The organism is Methylomonas sp. 2BW1-5-20 (assembly GCF_052474515.1).
The window spans coordinates 103,480-120,800 of sequence record NZ_CP184128.1; the positions used below are offsets into that span (position 1 = coordinate 103,480).

Sequence of the window (17,321 nt, forward strand, 5' to 3'; positions counted from 1 at the left end):
TAGGTGACTAACGACACGAATTTTGCCGGTAAAAGTCGTGAATGGCTTACTTTCACGTTATTCGTAGGCTGCTACGCGCTGCTCGACTACGCCTATTTCAAGATTCCGGTCGATCTGTTCGTCAACGTGATTTACTACCATGGTGTAGTAGCTATTTGCGCCGATTTGATCAACTTTTTCGCCCCGCTGGAACAGGTTTTGGCCAAGCACAATCATCTGCTTTCCGCCAAGGCCGATCTGGAAATTGTACGCGGCTGCGACGGCGCCGGGGTGTTGTTTTTGGTGATTTCCGCCGTTCTGGTGTTTCCGTCCGGATTGAAGCGGAAACTGTTCGGTCTGCTGTTGGGTACCGGTTTGATCTATGGCCTTAATCTATTGCGTATTTGCGCGCTGTATTTCATCATCGCTTATCATCCGGATTGGTTTCAGCTGATTCATACCTATGTGGCACCGACGTTGATGGTCGTTCTAGGATGTTTCTATTTTGCCTGGTGGGCGTTCGGTTCGACAGATCAACATCATGAGCCGGCGTGAGTTGTTTTCTCTAACCCTAAAAGGCTTGTTGGCCTGGCTGGTGTTGTCCGGTGTGGTTTTGTATCTTGGGGAATGGCTGGCGAAGGGGCTATTCCCTTGCTTAAGGCCATGATGATCACGTTGGCGCCCGACCTGGCGCCCGGCTTAAAGCTGGTGAAATCGGCGCAATCTCAACTGGATTACTCGATTGAGTTGTCGGCCTGGGTTCTGCGGCCGATTTATCTGAACTCGAGTCATTACATACAGTCTGGTGGCGAATTGACGTCATCGGCCCATTTGCTGCATAGCTTTGTACCTTTTGTTATCGAGGGTTCGATTCTACTGGTTTGGCCAGTGCAAAGCTGGCGACAACGATTATTGTTGATAGCATTGGGTTTGCTGACGGCGGCATTGGTGGTCATGGCCACTTTACCGGCGCTGTTGGTAGGCAAATTGGAAGTCTCCTTTCAAGACATTGCCGAGGCGGGTCAAAATCCACGGCTGGTACCGTGGTTTGTAGACTGGATGGTATTTTGCGAATTGGGCGGCCGCTGGCTGCTGGGGATTGCGGCCGCTTGGTTGTGTATACAATTACAGCGTGGGTTGCTGCGGACTTGAAACGGCTGTATTACCTCCCACACTATCCGTTTTTGTCTCTTTTTAACACATCTTCAAGCCGCGTTTCAGCGCCGACTGCACTTCGCGCCAAGACCTTGATCTGCTCAATTTGAGCAACACTCTTTCCAATTTGCTACTTCGGTAAGCTGCGCTGGTCCGGCACCTTTATATTGCTGCTTTAGAGACGGCTTTGTCTACTGATTATCAACGAGCTTGTTTGTGTAATCAGTACGAAATTGAACGCCTATTGTCTCCAAAGCCGCTTCATATTCAGTTTGATTTGCTACAACGATAGGTATTTCTCTCGGGTCTCCTAGCGAATTTGTTGAACGTTGCGGCAATAGATCGTACCTAAGGCGCTTATCGAAATAATACAGTAGTGCATATCGAACCGGCAAAACAACATAGCCATCTTGCATTGCATAATCCTGCTCAATTGCCCTTTTTTGAGAAGTCGAGAGTCGCGGATTAGGTGCAAGTTTAACCTCGAAATAGGTGAGCCATTTGTCATCGCTTTCTACACCAGGCCCAGGAGCTCCATCCGCTCTTGTATTGCTGCAACGGGAAAGGAGAAAATCCTTAAATCTATTGTCCCGATGGCAATACGCTCTCATATGCCAACGAAATCCGTCTGAGGCAAAGGCATGCGGTGTAACACGGCGCCACGCAGTCTCAGTTGTCGTTGGATTTAACGATTGATATTCAATTTCAATGGATCTTTTTGACCTGATAGCTTTAAGAATTCCGAAAAGGATAGTTGGTTCGACTTTACGGGTTGGAATTGGAATAACTTCAGCCGCTGGGGTGGTATTTAGCCAAGTATCTTCTAATTCCACCGATTGGGTGGATAGTGCAGTCAGTTGCTTGAGATAAAGATCCGCGTCCGGCTCGATGAGTTTAAATTCGAATTGATCCGTCGCAACATATCGTTTGGAACTTAAGTCATATCGGAGATTTTGAGGGGCAAGTTTTTGATAAGTGGTTAAGTCACTAGACGCCTGCGGCGCCGATACCCCGAAATGCTCCATTATATGAGATCGATTAATTGTACCTTCCCAATAAGATACAAACTCAATAAATTCAAGGCGTCGCTCCACCCCCCACCGCTTTTTTTGTGTTGATTGCTTCATTGGCATCTCATTATCAGTAAAAAAACTTTACGCATAAGCTTTCTTTATTGTATATTAAAACTGTACTGATGTGATGCATAAGTGTTCAACCACTTGTGTGCCACGGCAAGGTTAACAATCGCATCAATGATCACGGTCGTTTGATCATTGATGTGAAATCCCCCAATTATCGTCAGATTTCTCACTAGAGGACCGAAAATGACAACAGAACATAGCTATCCCTACAAAATTAACGGTCAACCGGCTAACACCCTTGATAAAACTCCTACTGCAGGTCAGGTGTTAGCCGATGCCGGCTTTGAACCAGCGGAAGATTTTGTACTGATCATGCGCACTGCACATGGTACCCGCGTGGTCTCGTCGGATGAAATTCTTGAATTGACGGGATCAATCAAAGAATTTTTTGCCTTCGAAACGGGCACTGTATTTGAATTAACAGTCAATGGGCATTCAATCTGGTGGGGAAGCCCAAAAATTGAGATCGCGACAATACGCTCACTTGCAAATGTGAAGGAGCATGAAGACCTTATCTGGGAGCGTGTTGATGAAGAAGACCAGACGCTTGCGTTGCAAGGTTATTTTGATCTCAATGAAAGCGGTATCGAACACCTCAAAACACACAAGCGTCATAAGCCAGAAGTCGAGTATCACTATTTCGTAGACGGTGTCGAATATCGCACTGATCAACCAGAGCTAACTGGCGCTCAAATTATGGCGAAAATTCCCGACTGGGATGCAGCTAATTCTTTGGTATTGGAAGGGGAAGGAACTGAGCCAGATGAGGTAATTCGCCCATCCACAATAGTTGAGTTTAAAGGGCGCGAAACACCTGCACATTTCGCTATTGTCCCACCTGCAACATTTGGAATGCTATGAAATCTGTTCAGGACCAGTTTACGTCACTGATCGAGGTTTTTCCTGACTCCAAAATGACCGGTGAGAACGGATGTCATCTCGTAGTTATTCCTTCCGTAACGTTACCACAAGGGTGGTCAGCCCCAGAGACTCATATTCGTTTCGTTGTTCCTAATGGTTACCCATATGCCTCTCCAGACTGTTTCTGGGCAGATCACTCATTGCGACTGGAAAATGGACAAATGCCACAAAATGCACAGATCGGCCAAGTCGTACCCGGGCAACCTGACGCGCAGACATTATGGTTTTCCTGGCATGTGGCTAATGGGGCATGGAATGCAGCAACCTGCGACTTGTTAACGTATGTGAAAATTATTAGAAGCCGATTCGTGGAGCTGAAATGACTGAGATTGTTGTTGGGGTACCGACAATTACCGCCTTAATAAACTCACTTCAAGCGGACACTGAGAGAGGGGCAGCATTATATTTGTGTTATGACGCGGTTAGTAATCGATATCTGGTACACGACATAGAAATTGCAAATGAAGCAGATGTACTTTCTGCGTCAGAAATCAAAATTACCTTTGCGCCGCAGTTTCTAACTCGCATAACTAGGCGTGCTCGCGAACAAAAACAACATTTGGCGCTGCTGCATACGCATCCCAACGGGGCTCCAGAGTTTTCTTTAATAGATGATGCAACCGAAGTTGGGCTTGTCGAATTTGTAAAAAAGCGTATTCCCGATGGAAACGCATTCTCAATGATACTCTGCGAAGGAAAACTAAAAGCTCGGTGGTTTGGAACTCAAGAATCAATTTCTGTGCGGCAAATTGGCCCAATAATCACTTTTCCAGCCACCCGGAATTCAGAGGACGAAAATAAGGAACGCTATGACCGACAAGTTCGAGCATTTGGCGAGCATGGTCAAAGGATATTGCGCAATTTATCGGTTGTAATCGTGGGTTTGGGAGGAACTGGATCGGTCGCCGTGCAACAATTAGCGCATCTTGGTGTTGGGACGTTTATTCTCATTGACCCTGACACTGTAGAAGAAACAAATTTGAATCGTGTGGTTGGTACGCAGCCTGAATCCGTTGGAAAATCGAAGATTGATGTTGCGTCCATCCTAATTCGCACGATTAACCCATCAGCTCAAGTTCACATTTACGCGGATTCCGTCATTACCGAAAACGCAAGGCGATTAATGTGCTCGGCGGACTGCATTTTTATGTGTACTGATTCTCATGTGAGCAGAGCCTTTTTATCGGAATTTGCTTTCCAATATCTCATTCCCGCGTTCGATATCGGCGTATCAATTACCTTGAGAGATAATCACGTTTACGCTGTAACAGGACGCACCCAAATGCTAGCTCCCGGTTTACCGTGTCTTCTATGCAGTAATGTACTCGATGCGCGAGTCATCCGTGAAGAATTAATGACTCCAGAACAACGTGAATCTGATCCATACTTTAATGGCGGAAGCGGTGTTAATCAACCTGCAGTTATTTCACTTAATAGCACGATGGTATCTTTGGCGGTGACAATGTTTCTAGCTGCATTCACAGGAACTCCCGTGCGCGCCAGATGGCAATCTTATGATGCATTAACGGGCAATGTGCGTGTGTTTGCAACTAAACCTGATCCTGATTGCCCTATCTGCGGGGCGCATGGAGTTATAGCAGCTGGAGATTCACGGCGACTGAGTTTTTTAATGTAAGAGATGCATATGAATATTCTTTGGTACGGCGCTTCTCCATTACCTGGTCTTCGTCATAAGTTAGAAATACGTGGACTCAAACTACTCGAAAATCCAGATAAGGGAGAAATTCCTGATCAAGTACTTGGCTCAAGTCTTGTCGCGGTATTCGATCACAGTGGAGCGGATAAAAGCAATATACATTTAGATACTTATACGCGACTGCTTCCACAATTCATCAATCACGGACTTCATATTCTTATACTATCTAGTCGCGATAGAAAACATGCCATTGAGGAAGATTTAAAGCAATTGTATCCAGATTTTTTCTGGAATGAAGAAATAGTATTCCTGACAGATCTAAAAGGGATAAATTTCGACAGCATTATTTCATTTCAGCGCCCTCAGCAGCGGGTAAATATTAGAATTGTTAAACTTGATAAGTCTGAAGAACTAAAACAGGATGAACGATTATTAGTCTGTCGCGCATTCCAGAAAGCTGAGGAAGTGCACATTCGTGAACTTAAATCTGGTTTCACAGATTCTCGCGTATTTTTGGCGTACGAAAAAAGGAAAGAGAGTTCTATAGCACATTGGACACAATCTCGATTGGTAAAGATTGGTGATCGGAAGAATATAGCCTATGAAATAAAAGCTATGAAAGAGGTTTCTCCATTTGTTCCTTTTGAATTGCGGCCAAATTTGGAAGTACATATCGAGGGGTTTTCTAGGTCTGTTTATGTTGCCGATTTTGTGGAAAAATCAGAATCAATGCTCGAAGCCGCAAGAGGCGGTCGTGCGGAAACAGCTATTTCTAATTTATTTAACCGTACACTTCAGCTTTGGCGTGATCGCGCTTGGCAGTGCATTCCACAATCTAAAGAGTCACTTGCATTGGCAGCGGAGCGATTAAAAATCATTTCTCCTGATGTGATTCAAAAAGAATATTTGGATTCAGTAACAACTGATGACGACGCCGGGTTTGATGTTAATGCATTGTGGTCTCGCCTAGTAGAAATATCATTCGAACATCGCGCGGCTACTATTCACGGTGACTTACATGGTGACAATGTTCGTGTACGAGGTGACGATGCAATTCTGATTGATCTTGGTGCCGTAAAAGGTACAGATGAAATTGGAAATGGCGCACCGGTTTGTTTTGACGTGGCGATGCTTGAAGTAGCGTTAATTTTTACCTGTACCGAAGAAGAAAATAGGAATGAACAATTTGAACAACCAAAATGGGAAACCGCTATTCGGCGGTTTTATGACCTAAAGGCTATTTTAAGTCCGCCAAAGCCAAATTCTGAACCTAAACATGACGAATATTTTTGGATGTTTGGTTGTTTACGGCGTGTGCGAGCCTTCGGTATTTATGAGCAAAGTGATAATCATGAATATGCAATAGCGCTAGTAATCGCTCTATGGCGTTTGTGCAAGTTTAAATCTCTGTCAAATGCCGATAGGGGGCGTAGAGTTGTTGCGCTGGATATAGGAGCTAAATTAATCAGGCAAATTGAAGCTGAAAGAAGAATATCGTCATGAAAAACAGAGCTAAAAGAATTCGAGATAGAGGAACTGTATCTCACCGCCGTGATGCCGATCCATTAATGGAACAGCCTGGCGATTTCGTTCTTGTAAATCGAGGTGTACTACGGTCGTTTGTTATGCGTTGCCCTGATGGCTGTGGCGAGACGCTCACGATCAATCTGGATTCGCGAACAGACAAAGCCTGGCGCTTTTATCGAAAACGCAACCAAATTTCGGTGTTTCCCTCGGTATGGCGTGACACTGGCTGCTGTAGTCATTTCATCATTTGGAATCACGTTATTGTCTGGTGTGACAAGTATTGGGATGATAGTGATGTCATCGTAGAAGATGAGATCGAATTACGAAGAAGGGTGCTGTCAGTTTGCACCAAAGACTGGCTGCACTATACGCAGATAGCAGGAAAACTGGACGAAGTACCTTGGGACATTAACTGGACATGCTCTCAGCTAGTTCGTCGTGCTAATGCCTTGGTGGAGGGCAATGATAAGTTGCGTGGTTTTTTCAGGGTACCCTAGATCTGGTTATGTGCTGAAAAAATGGTCGTCCTGATAAATGACTAATTTATTGATATGACTAGCAGTTTTTGATTCAGAATTAATGGCGGCTTTAAAATCGGAATAGGCAGCTGATTTAATTGGAATATACAGAATATTTTATAAATTCAACAAATATTCGCCACTATGTCCTATTTTTACACGCATGTTGGCTGTATGCGATTGAGAGATTTTTCATGAATAAAGAACTCGAATTAGAACAAGAAAATGCTCGCAAAAACTCTGAAATCGTTATTATCCGATTACCAAACAGACTGGCAAAGAGAGAAGGCTTGTTGCTAACGAAGTTTTTTAATCATCAAGGTAATCCGTTAACGAAGCTTAAGGATCTCTACAGCTTTATGGATGAATTATTTTCTTTTGTTCATCAATTCACTCCCTGCAAAAAGGGTTGCAGTTCATGTTGTTACTACGACGTATCTATTTCTGAACTTGAAATTCAATACATTGAGGGTGCTACGAAAATCAAGCGATCAAAAAATCCTAAGCAGTCTTCGTCTTTCCATGGTACACCCTGTCCATTTTTGAAAGCAGGTGTTTGCAGTATTTATGAGTATCGGCCGTTTTTTTGCCGCCAACATGTAGCCCTTACCCGAACATCAATATGGTGTCATCCTGATAAATGCGGCACTGGCGAGTTTACACTTTTAAAATTTTCCGAAATACTCAGAAGTTACAACTTCATCATTCGTGAAAATGATAATGCTTCGATTTTCGACATCCGTCAAATATTTCAATAGTTGAAGACCATGCAAAACCAGGCGGTGCACTATTTCGGTATTTTATTCAAAATAACTATTTATGGGTGTTTTACGACTGGTTACGCTGGCGAATGCTCCCGATCTATTAACTGCCGCCTCAGATTTATATGCCTCCTATTAATAGCTGAGCGATGATTAGAATCAATGGTCCCATTCCAAGTTGGACACTCTAAAACCATAAAGCAACCGACATGACCGAATCAAATCACATCAGCCCACTGGATAGCGGTATTGCCGTGATTCATTCCAATCAATTGGAAGAACTCCGTGATGTGGTGGAATATTGGCTACGCCAACACCCGCTAGCCCCCTTGGAAAACGAGATTTTCTTGGTGCAAAGCAATGGTATGGGGCAGTGGTTAAAACAAAATCTCGCCCAAAACGCCTTATTGGGCGTCGCGGCCGCGACTAAAATGCAATTGCCCTCGTTGTTCATCTGGAGTGCCTATCGTGCAGTACTGGGTGAGCAAATTCCCAAAGAGCAACTCCTGGCCAAAGCCCCGCTGATTTGGCGTTTGTATCGTTTGTTGCCCAAGCTGATCACACAATCCGGCTTTGAAACACTGGCCAGCTTTTTGGCGGATGACAATAACAGCCGAAAACGCTATCAACTGGCCGAACAACTCGCGGATTTGTTCGACCAATATCAGGTATACCGTTCGGACTGGATTTCGGATTGGGCCGAAGAGCATGATGTCTTGCGTAACGCCCATGGTGAAATCAAGCCTCTACCCGAACAACAACACTGGCAAGCCGCCTTGTGGCGCGCGGTGCTTCAGGATTTGGGCGAGAAGTCCATGCTGTTCGCCAGTCGAGCGTCAGTGCATGCCCAGTTTATGACGCATATTGATACCCTGGAGCAGCGTCCTGCGGGGATTCCTCGGCGGATTATTTTGTTTGGGTTATCGTCCCTGCCGCAACAATCGCTAGAAGTGTTGGCCAAGCTGGGTAAGTTTTGTCAGATTGTGTTGTTTGTCCATAACCCTTGCCAGCATTATTGGGCCGACATAATCGAAGACAAAGAACTCCTCAAAGCCGAGCGGCGGCGTCAGTCCTATAAAGCGGGGATGACGTCTTCATTGACCGCCGAAGAACTGCATCTGCATGCGCCGCCTTTATTGGCTGCCTGGGGTAAACAGGGACGTGACTACATCCGTTTGCTGGATCAGTTTGATGAAACCCAGCACTATGAACACTGGCATTGGCCACAGAACAAAATCGATCTATTCAAAGACTATGGGGAACTCGGTCAACGTAGCTTATTGCAGCATCTCCAGCAGTCCATTCTCGATCTGGAGCCTTTGCCTGCCGAGCCCATACTCCTGCCAACAGCGGATGATTCCATCGCCTTTCATATCGCCCACAGCCCGCAGCGTGAAGTCGAAATTCTGCACGATCAGTTGCTCGCCCGTTTTGCCGCTGCCAAACAACACCGGGAACCGCTTTACCCGCGCGATGTGATTGTGATGGTGCCGGACATCAATCAATATGCGCCGCATATCCGCGCGGTGTTTGGCCAGATTCAAGCGGATGATCCGCGCTATATTCCCTACAGTTTGGCCGACCAACAGCAACGCGGTCAAAACCCCATGCTGGTGGCCGTCGAGGCCTTACTGAATTTACCCGAATCGCGTTTTGCCGTCAGCGAATTTCTGGGCTTGCTGGAAGTGCCGGCACTGCGAGCCCGTTTTGCTATCGATGAAGCGGCAATTCCCAAATTACATCAATGGATAGAAGAAGCCGGCATTCGTTGGGGCTTGAATGCCGAACAACGCACCCATGCGGTGAGTATGCCGTCCCATCTGGAGGCCAATACCTGGCAGTTTGGTTTACGCCGAATGTTATTGGGTTATGCGGTGGGTACCGGCGAGGCCTTTGCACAGATCGAGCCTTATGCGGAAATTGGCGGGCTTGAGGCGCAATGGGTGGGCGACTTATCCTTTCTGCTGGAGTCGCTTGAGAAATACGCCTTGTTACTCAAGCGTGAACAAAATATCAAAGATTGGCAACGGACCTTGTTAGCACTGCTGGAGGACCTTTTTAGCGTCAGCAACGACCAGGAACGAAAAACCCTGGAAATCCTGACCAGTTCCTTAGCTAAGTGGGGCCAGTCCTGCGAGCAAGCGGGCTTAATGGAAACGGATACGATGCCGATTAATGTGGTGCGTGAGGCCTGGCTCTCCAGCGTGGATGAACCGTCCTTGCATCAACGCTTCCTCAGTGGCCGCGTCAACTTCTGTACCTTGATGCCGATGCGCGCCATTCCGTTCCGGCTGATTTGCCTGTTGGGCATGAATGATGGCGACTATCCGCGCAATCAACAAGCGCCCAGCTTTGATCTGATGAGTCACCGAGGCCAATATCGTCCCGGCGACCGTTCGCGCCGGCAGGACGATCAGTACCTGTTTCTGGAGGCCATATTGTCGGCAAGGCAGCAGCTGTATATCAGCTGGGTGGGACGCAGCATACGCGATAACAGTGAGCGACCGCCTTCCGTGTTGATCAGTCAATTACGCGAAGTATTAGCTCAGGGATGGCGGCTTGCGGATGAGGTTTCCTTACTGGCGTCCTTGACCGTCGAACATCCATTGCAACCGTTTAGCCTGGCCTATGTCTTGCAAAATCGAGATCCAAGGCTGTTTACCTATGCGCGGGAATGGTATGAGCCGGCAACGGATAGCCATTTATCCGAGCGATCCGTACCCAATCCGGAAGAAAAAGGGTTTACGCTTACCCTGGAGTCGCTTGCTCGTTTTTTGAAAGCCCCGGTCAAAGCCTTCTGCAATCATACCCTGAAGTTTGGCTTCGATGAGGAAACGGTCACCAGCGAAGATCATGAACCCTTTGGCTTTGACGCGTTGCAAGCCTATGTATTGAGTGAAGCCTTGCTGCAACGCTTAAACAGCGAACAGGCGAACGGCGCCGATCTCGATGACACCGCGGCGTTTTTTACCCAGCAACAATCCGCCATGGCCCAGCAGGGCTTGCTGCCTTTAGGCGGGTTTGCTCAGGCCACCTATGACGCCATCAGCGAACCGGTCAAATTGGCTTGGCAGCAGTACCAAGCAATACTGCCCGTCTGGTCCAGCGAACTCGAAGCTCATGCCACCCATTTGCCGCCCTTTACCCTGGCCGATGGGGTGACGGTACAGTTGACGGGTGATTTGAGCCAGTTACGGCGTAGCAGCGATCAGCAGGGGGATGGCTTGATTTATTTGACCGCTCAGCGATTGATCAATAAAGACAAGACCCTCAAATACCCCAATTTGTTATTACATTGGGTGCAACATCTGGCGGCGTGTGCCGATCATTTACCGGTACAGACGCTGGTGATTGCCGCCGATACGGTGATTGAAATCCCCGCCATTGATCAAGCCGAAGCTTATGCGCACCTGCAATCCCTGGTCGAAGTGTATCACCAAGGCATGCAAGCCCCGTTGCCGGTGGCCTGCAAAACCGCTTTTGCCTGGCTGGCCGCCGCTGCCAACAGTGATCAGGATAAAGCCCTGGAAAAAGCCATCAGCCGATACCAAGGGGATGATTGGACGCCAGGGGAGGTAGATTATGATGCCTATCTGACACGATTCTTTCCGGATTTTGCCAGTTTAAACCAAAGCCCTCAGGAAACCGCTCAAGAGTCGGGTCAAAACACCGATCAAGACAAGGCTTTTCAATATTGGGTGGAAACGCTGTATCAACCGGCCTTTAATCAAATCCAGCAAACCGAAATCGCACAGGGAGCGTCAGAATGAGTACGGCTATTGCGTTAAATCCGGTGACGTTTCCCTTGTCCGGGACCCGCTTGATTGAGGCCAGCGCCGGGACGGGTAAGACTTATACCATTGCGGCACTCTATGTGCGCTTGATACTGGGGCATCAACCCGACGACTCACTCCCAAGGCGTGAGTTATTGCCTCCGGAAATTCTGGTGGTCACGTTTACCGAAGCTTCGACTAAAGAATTGCGCGAACGGATTCGAGAACGTCTTAGCCAGGTTGCGCGTTTTTTCCGTGAGCAACCGGTGAAAAGCGATGCCTTTCTGGAAGCCATCCGCGCGGATTATGATCCGGCTCTCTGGTCAGCCTGTGCCCGGCGTCTGGAACTGGCCGCCAACTGGATGGACGAAGCGGCTGTCTACACCATCCATAGCTGGTGTAATCGCATGTTGCAACAACATGCGTTCGATAGTGGCAGCCTGTTTCATCAGGAGGTCAATACCGACGATACCGAACTGTTGAACGAAGTCGTTAGAGATTATTGGCGCACGTTCTATTACGAAATGGCGCACGACGACCCGGACTTTCTGGCGCTCTATAGCCTTTTTCAGCAACCGGATAACTTACTCGGGGAAATTCGAACGCTGTTAAATAACGCCGATCCGATCGCGAACTGCCTAACGCCCGATCAAGACATCAAAACTTTGATGACAGCAATCAATACCGCCAAACAAGAGGCTTTGCAATCACTCAAGCAGCCATGGGGGGCATGGGCGAATGAAATTAAATCCCTCTTGGAAGCAGCCGTTAAAAGCAAAGTATTGCCCGGTAAAAACTATAAATCCAATTACATTCAGAACTGGATCGATAAACTTATCTCCTGGAGTTCTGATCCGAATCAGGCGTCGCTTGAACTCGGAACGGGGTTTAAAAGCCTATCGCCGGCCGGTATGGCAAACCTCGCCAATGCCGGCCAAACGCCGCCCGCGCATCCCGGCTTTGAGGCGATTAGCCAATTGCCGGGGCAACTGGCTGCGCTACCGAACTTAAAAATTGAACTGATCAAACATGCCATCCACTGGATTCGCAACCGTTACGACAGTGAAAAGCAACGTGTGGCGCGGATGACGTTCGATGACATGCTGACCCGCCTTGATCAAGCCCTGCAAGGCAACAACGGTCAGCGCTTGGCAAGCGTGATTCGGCAGCAATACCCCATCGCCTTAATCGATGAGTTTCAGGATACCGACCCGGTGCAATACCGTATCTTTTCCACCCTGTATCCGGCAGAGGGTGATGCAGAATTGGGTTGTTTGATGATCGGCGACCCCAAACAAGCGATCTACTCGTTCCGGGGCGCCGATATTTATACCTATCTCAGGGCACATCAGGATACGGCGGGGAAGCATTACACGCTAGGCACTAACTACCGCGCTACCCAACATCTGGTGGACGCGGTGAATCAGGTCTTTCTATATGCCGATCAGCAACCCAACGGGGCCTTTCGGTTCAAACGCGAGAATGATAATCCCTTGCCGTTCATTGCGGTGGCCGCCCAGGGCCGTGAGGATGAATGGGTCATCAACGATCTGGCGGCGCCGGCCTTAACGCTCTGGCATTGGGATATCACCGACGCCGATGGCCAGCTAAAGCCCGTGGGACTGCCGGAATATCGGCAAACCATGGCCGAAGTGACGGCCAGCGAGATTGTGGGCTTGCTGAATTTGGCGACGCAAGGCCGTACCGGTTTTAAATCGTCAAAAAAGTTAAAGTCCTTACAGCCCTCGGATATTGCGATTTTAGTCAGAAGCGGCGCCGAAGCCAAAGTGATGCGAAACGCACTGGCCAGACGCCAATTGCGTAGCGTCTATCTGTCCGAGCGCGACTCGATCTTTGCCAGCCGTGAGGCTACAGACCTCTTGCTGTGGCTGAAAGCGCTCGCCGAACCGCGTAATGAACGCAAGGTGCGCACCGCGTTAAGTACCGCCACCTTTGGTTGGTCTTATCAAGCGCTGCAGCAACTGGCGATTGATGAGCCCGGCTGGGAAGAGCAATTGGAACGTTTCCTGGGGTATCAGGCGCGCTGGCAACTGGATGGTATTTTGCCGACCTTGCGGCAACTGATGAGCGATTATGGCTTGCATGCGCGGCTCACCGCGGACAGTGAAGGCGAACGCTGCATCACTAATCTATTGCATCTGGCGGAGCTTCTGCAACAAGCCAGCGGCCAGCTCGAAGGCGAGCAGGCTTTAATCCGTTATCTGGCGGAGGCTATCGAAGCCGAGAGTAGTCAATCCGGCGACGAAGGTATTATCCGTCTGGAAAGCGATGCCAATCTGATCAAAATCGTCACCATCCATAAATCCAAGGGCCTTGAGTATCCCTTGGTGTTTCTGCCTTTTATATGCAGCTTTCGGGAAATCAACAGCCGTTTCAATACCCACTATCGCTATCACGATGAACAGCAAACCCTCAACATCGATTTGACGAAGGCGGATGACATTAGGGCGTTAAGCGATGAAGAACGCCTGCAGGAAGACTTGCGCTTACTGTATGTCGCCATGACCCGAGCGCAGCATGCCTGCTGGTTAGGAGTTGCGCCGATTAAATTCGGCAATACCAAGGAATGCCAGCTGGAAAAATCCGCCATGGGTTCTCTGTTGAACTGGCAAGCCGGATTGCCAGCCGGCGAATTGGGTTCACAACTGACGCTGCTGAAAGGCCATTGCGAGTCCATCCTGCTGACCGGCTTACCCACCATCAACGATGAGCTTTACCTGGCCCCGCAACAAACGGAGCAATTGGAATCCACGCGAATCGCCGCCGCCAGAATTGCCAATAATTGGTGGGTGGCGAGCTACAGCGCCTTGCAAATTGAAGAGACCCCGTTGATTCAGGAGGAGCAACCGCCTCTGCCGCAGGAGCTGGAAACCGCTCGGGACGATAAACAAAATGATGAAGCGGACCTGAATGTCGCGCCGACGCTAAGGCCACTGGCCGGCATCCACGGTTTAGCCCGAGGCTCAGGGCCTGGGGTGTTGATTCATGACCTGCTGGAGCAGTGCGCACAATTAGGTTTTTCGGTTGTGCAGGCCAATCCAGCGCTCGGACTACAGTTAATCCAAAAGGGCTTTACCGCCAGTGAATGGGCTCACAAACAAGAGATTATTGCCTCGGCATTATCGGTCTGGTTAAGCATGCCCTTGTTGGAAGGTGAAAATCTGAGTTTGGCTCAACTGGGTGCCGACGCCTATCAAGCTGAAATGGAGTTTCTGCTGGGGGCTGACTCCGTGGATGTTCAAGCCTTAGACCAGCTGGTGACCCGACATACCTTTGCTGGACAACCCCGGCCTAGTCTGCTGCCGAGATATGTCAACGGCTTATTAAAAGGCTTTATGGATTTGGTGTTTGTGTATAAGCAGCAATATTACGTGGTGGATTACAAGTTTAATAGCCTGGGCAATGATGATGCGAGTTATACGCTACAGGCACTGGAACAGGCGATGTTGTCAAAACGCTATGATTTGCAATATTCACTCTATTTATTGGCGTTGCATCGTTTGCTGAAGGTGCGGTTGGGTACACAGTACGATTACGAAAAACATATTGGCGGCGGGCTTTACTTGTTTCTGCGTGGATCGCAAAGCCCAAGCGGTGGCCGGCTGTTGACTAAACCGCCGCGTGAACTCATCGAAGGCCTGGATAAACTGTTTTCGGCATCGACGCTGAATGGAGACACACTATGACGCAGGGATTATCCGTACTGGAACACATGGATCAATGGATAGTGCGGGGTTGGTTAAGCCACTTGAACAGAGCTTTCGTCCGATTTCTACTCGATCAGGATCAGGATGCGAGCGATGCCGTCCTGTGGGCCGGGGCTCTGGTCAGTCACCAGCTGGATCGAGGTGAAGTGTATCTGGATTTAGAAAAACTCTGTCAACAGCCTGGCTTAACGCTGGCCATTCCGACCGATGATGCCTGGAAAGTCGAGCATGAATTGGCAAACCGCGAGTTATCGGCGCTGCAAGCATTTAATTTGGAACATTGGCTATCGGCGCTGAAACAATCGAAGCTGGTTGCGTTGGGGCAGGGCAGCACACCTTTGGTTTTGGAAGGGGGGCGTTTATATTTACGGCGTTACTGGCACTATCAACAAACCCTGAATACGAGTATTCAACAACGCTTGCTGCCAATCCGAGAGCATTTGCCCGTCGCGTTGCGCGATCAATTAACAGCCTTGTTTCCTGCTATCCCTGAAACAGCTGAAAACTCAAAGATCCCAGATTGGCAAAAAATCGCCTGTGTGTTGGCTTTGCGTTCGCGGTTTACCATCATTACCGGTGGACCGGGTACCGGTAAAACCACGACGTTGACGAAGCTTTTAGCACTATTGATTAACCTAACTCAATACGAATCAAACCACACGAAAAAGCTGAATATTTTATTAGCCGCACCCACCGGCAAAGCGGCCGCTAGGGTCAGTGAATCCATTGGCAAGGCGCTGGATCATCTGAACGTCAGTGAGGACATCAAACAAGCCATCCCCAAGAAAGCCAGCACGTTGCATCGCTTACTGGGAAGCCGGCACGACTCTCGGCGATTTGTTCATCATCGAGATAATCCCATCGTCGCGGATATTGTGGTTGTCGATGAGGGCTCGATGATAGATCTGGAAATGATGGCCTCGTTGCTCGATGCGCTACCGGATACCGCCCAATTAATATTGCTGGGCGACAAGGATCAATTGGCGTCGGTCGAAGCCGGTTCTGTGATGGGGGATTTATGCTTTGGCGCCGAAAACAGTGCCTATGACGAATCAACACGGGCATGGATTAGCCAGTATGCAGGCGAGCTGTTAGATACGCCCGCCATTACCGGTTCGGCGATCAACCAACAAACCATCATGCTTCGTTATAGCCACCGGTTTAATGAGCTCAGTGGTATTGGCCAGCTGGCCAAAGCGGTGAATCTAGGGAATGCCGAGCAAGCCCAAACCGTCTTGAATAATCTAAGCACCTATGCGGATTTAATACCTGAACCGCGTACAGAGTATTTAAAGCTGAGAGAACAGCCTAATCCGGATGCGGCAAACCGCTTGTTAAAAAAGCTGGTGACCCTGAATGCCGGCGTCAATGACAACGGCAAACCCAATGATCGTCAAGGCTATGGCTATTATCTGGCGGTGATCGAAGAAAATCGTCCTGCCGATAGCGCCCAATACGATGACTGGGCTAAACAAGTACTAGTAGCCTTTGATACCTTCCAGGTGCTCTGCGCTCTGCGCCGTGGCGTCTGGGGGATAGAAGAGCTCAATCAGCGTATCGAAGACTGGTTGTTTCCACAACAAAAGCCCAGCCTTTGGTATGAAGGCCGTCCCGTCATGGTGACTCGGAATGATTACAATTTGGGCCTGATGAACGGCGATATCGGCATTGCCCTTAAAGACAGCAACGGAAAACTAAGGGTGGCATTTCCAAACGACGATCCCTTGGCTGACATCAAGATACGCTGGATATCGCCGATGCGGCTGCCGGATGTGGAAACCGCTTTTGCCATCACGGTTCATAAATCCCAAGGCTCAGAGTTTAGCCATGTGGCCTTGGTGCTGCCTGAAAACAGAAGTCCTGTTATCACCCGTGAACTGATCTACACGGGCATCACCCGAGCGAAAGAAAACTTCACCTTGCTGGAAAGTAGTGGGGATGTGTTTAATCAAGCAATTTTGGCATCTTGCATTTTTATGTAACTGTTTTTAATACGATTAAAAAATTTCGAGGGTTTGAGCTGAGAACGGTGGGCGAAGTCCAACGGTACCGGTTGCATAGTCGTCCACTCTGTTGGCGCCAGTCGAAAATTGACCAGGGGGCTTTAGTGGTTCAGCGTACACCACTGGGTGGTTTTAGTCGACCCGACTAAGTGAGTTC

At 48.6% G+C, this 17,321-nt stretch carries 12 protein-coding genes; 11 read left to right on the forward strand and 1 reads right to left on the reverse strand.

Translation table 11 applies throughout. The annotated features are described in order from the left end of the window. Nucleotides 1-3 precede the first annotated feature (3 nt). Together xrtM and ACH50O_RS23250 are read left to right on the forward strand one after the other, a co-directional pair. Nucleotides 4-534: an exosortase family protein XrtM gene (xrtM, locus tag ACH50O_RS23245; protein ID WP_446812194.1), complete on the forward strand. Its 531-nt coding sequence runs from the start codon at nucleotides 4-6 to the stop codon at nucleotides 532-534. Nucleotides 535-642: 108 nt separating this feature from the next. Further along, the gene (locus ACH50O_RS23250; RefSeq protein WP_446812195.1) at nucleotides 643-1,131 is read left to right on the forward strand and encodes a hypothetical protein; all 489 of its coding nucleotides are present in this window, start codon (nucleotides 643-645) and stop codon (nucleotides 1,129-1,131) included. Nucleotides 1,132-1,325: 194 nt separating this feature from the next. On the opposite strand, the gene ACH50O_RS23255 is transcribed toward ACH50O_RS23250, so the two are convergent. Continuing rightward, complete coding sequence (locus ACH50O_RS23255) at nucleotides 1,326-2,261, reverse strand: WYL domain-containing protein (protein WP_446812196.1); 936 nt, start codon at nucleotides 2,259-2,261, stop codon at nucleotides 1,326-1,328. 198 nt (nucleotides 2,262-2,459) lie between these two features. Between ACH50O_RS23255 and ACH50O_RS23260 the strand changes: the two genes are divergently transcribed. From ACH50O_RS23260 to recD, 9 genes are all read left to right on the forward strand, one after another. Then, complete coding sequence (locus tag ACH50O_RS23260; RefSeq protein ID WP_446812197.1) at nucleotides 2,460-3,137, forward strand: multiubiquitin domain-containing protein; 678 nt, start codon at nucleotides 2,460-2,462, stop codon at nucleotides 3,135-3,137. 53 nt (nucleotides 3,138-3,190) lie between these two features. Next, nucleotides 3,191-3,520 (forward strand): E2/UBC family protein, encoded by a 330-nt coding sequence (locus ACH50O_RS23265; protein WP_367650902.1) that lies wholly within the window; start codon nucleotides 3,191-3,193, stop codon nucleotides 3,518-3,520. Next, nucleotides 3,517-4,833 (forward strand): HesA/MoeB/ThiF family protein, encoded by a 1,317-nt coding sequence (locus ACH50O_RS23270; protein ID WP_446812198.1) that lies wholly within the window; start codon nucleotides 3,517-3,519, stop codon nucleotides 4,831-4,833. The genes ACH50O_RS23265 and ACH50O_RS23270 overlap by 4 nt, the downstream gene beginning before the upstream one ends. Before the next feature lie 9 nt (nucleotides 4,834-4,842). Beyond that, nucleotides 4,843-6,357 carry a hypothetical protein gene (locus ACH50O_RS23275; protein ID WP_446812199.1) on the forward strand — a complete coding sequence of 505 codons (1,515 nt, stop codon included), beginning with the start codon at nucleotides 4,843-4,845 and terminating at the stop codon, nucleotides 6,355-6,357. Continuing rightward, a complete protein-coding gene (locus ACH50O_RS23280; protein WP_446812200.1) occupies nucleotides 6,354-6,878 on the forward strand; it encodes a DUF6527 family protein in 525 nt (174 codons plus the stop codon). Before ACH50O_RS23275 ends, ACH50O_RS23280 begins: the two co-directional genes overlap by 4 nt. Nucleotides 6,879-7,093: 215 nt before the next feature. Beyond that, the gene (locus ACH50O_RS23285) at nucleotides 7,094-7,657 is read left to right on the forward strand and encodes a YkgJ family cysteine cluster protein (RefSeq protein WP_446812201.1); all 564 of its coding nucleotides are present in this window, start codon (nucleotides 7,094-7,096) and stop codon (nucleotides 7,655-7,657) included. Nucleotides 7,658-7,869: 212 nt separating this feature from the next. Continuing rightward, nucleotides 7,870-11,430 (forward strand): exodeoxyribonuclease V subunit gamma, encoded by a 3,561-nt coding sequence (gene recC / locus ACH50O_RS23290; protein WP_446812202.1) that lies wholly within the window; start codon nucleotides 7,870-7,872, stop codon nucleotides 11,428-11,430. Next, the gene (gene recB / locus ACH50O_RS23295) at nucleotides 11,427-15,140 is read left to right on the forward strand and encodes an exodeoxyribonuclease V subunit beta (protein WP_446812203.1); all 3,714 of its coding nucleotides are present in this window, start codon (nucleotides 11,427-11,429) and stop codon (nucleotides 15,138-15,140) included. Before recC ends, recB begins: the two co-directional genes overlap by 4 nt. Continuing rightward, on the forward strand, nucleotides 15,137-17,143 hold the full coding sequence (gene recD / locus ACH50O_RS23300) for an exodeoxyribonuclease V subunit alpha (RefSeq protein WP_446812204.1): 2,007 nt from the start codon (nucleotides 15,137-15,139) through the stop codon (nucleotides 17,141-17,143). The genes recB and recD overlap by 4 nt, the downstream gene beginning before the upstream one ends. The last annotated feature ends 178 nt before the right edge of the window (nucleotides 17,144-17,321 follow it).

What these genes read in the sequence shown, in the direction of transcription:
- ACH50O_RS23250 (WP_446812195.1), top strand. Translation starts at nt 643, where the DNA reads ATGATGATCACGTTGGCGCCCGACCTGGCGCCCGGCTTAAAGCTGGTG.
- ACH50O_RS23255 (WP_446812196.1), bottom strand. Translation starts at nt 2,261, where the DNA reads ATGAAGCAATCAACACAAAAAAAGCGGTGGGGGGTGGAGCGACGCCTT.
- ACH50O_RS23260 (WP_446812197.1), top strand. Translation starts at nt 2,460, where the DNA reads ATGACAACAGAACATAGCTATCCCTACAAAATTAACGGTCAACCGGCT.
- ACH50O_RS23265 (WP_367650902.1), top strand. Translation starts at nt 3,191, where the DNA reads ATGACCGGTGAGAACGGATGTCATCTCGTAGTTATTCCTTCCGTAACG.
- ACH50O_RS23270 (WP_446812198.1), top strand. Translation starts at nt 3,517, where the DNA reads ATGACTGAGATTGTTGTTGGGGTACCGACAATTACCGCCTTAATAAAC.
- ACH50O_RS23275 (WP_446812199.1), top strand. Translation starts at nt 4,843, where the DNA reads ATGAATATTCTTTGGTACGGCGCTTCTCCATTACCTGGTCTTCGTCAT.
- ACH50O_RS23280 (WP_446812200.1), top strand. Translation starts at nt 6,354, where the DNA reads ATGAAAAACAGAGCTAAAAGAATTCGAGATAGAGGAACTGTATCTCAC.
- ACH50O_RS23285 (WP_446812201.1), top strand. Translation starts at nt 7,094, where the DNA reads ATGAATAAAGAACTCGAATTAGAACAAGAAAATGCTCGCAAAAACTCT.
- recC (WP_446812202.1), top strand. Translation starts at nt 7,870, where the DNA reads ATGACCGAATCAAATCACATCAGCCCACTGGATAGCGGTATTGCCGTG.
- recB (WP_446812203.1), top strand. Translation starts at nt 11,427, where the DNA reads ATGAGTACGGCTATTGCGTTAAATCCGGTGACGTTTCCCTTGTCCGGG.
- recD (WP_446812204.1), top strand. Translation starts at nt 15,137, where the DNA reads ATGACGCAGGGATTATCCGTACTGGAACACATGGATCAATGGATAGTG.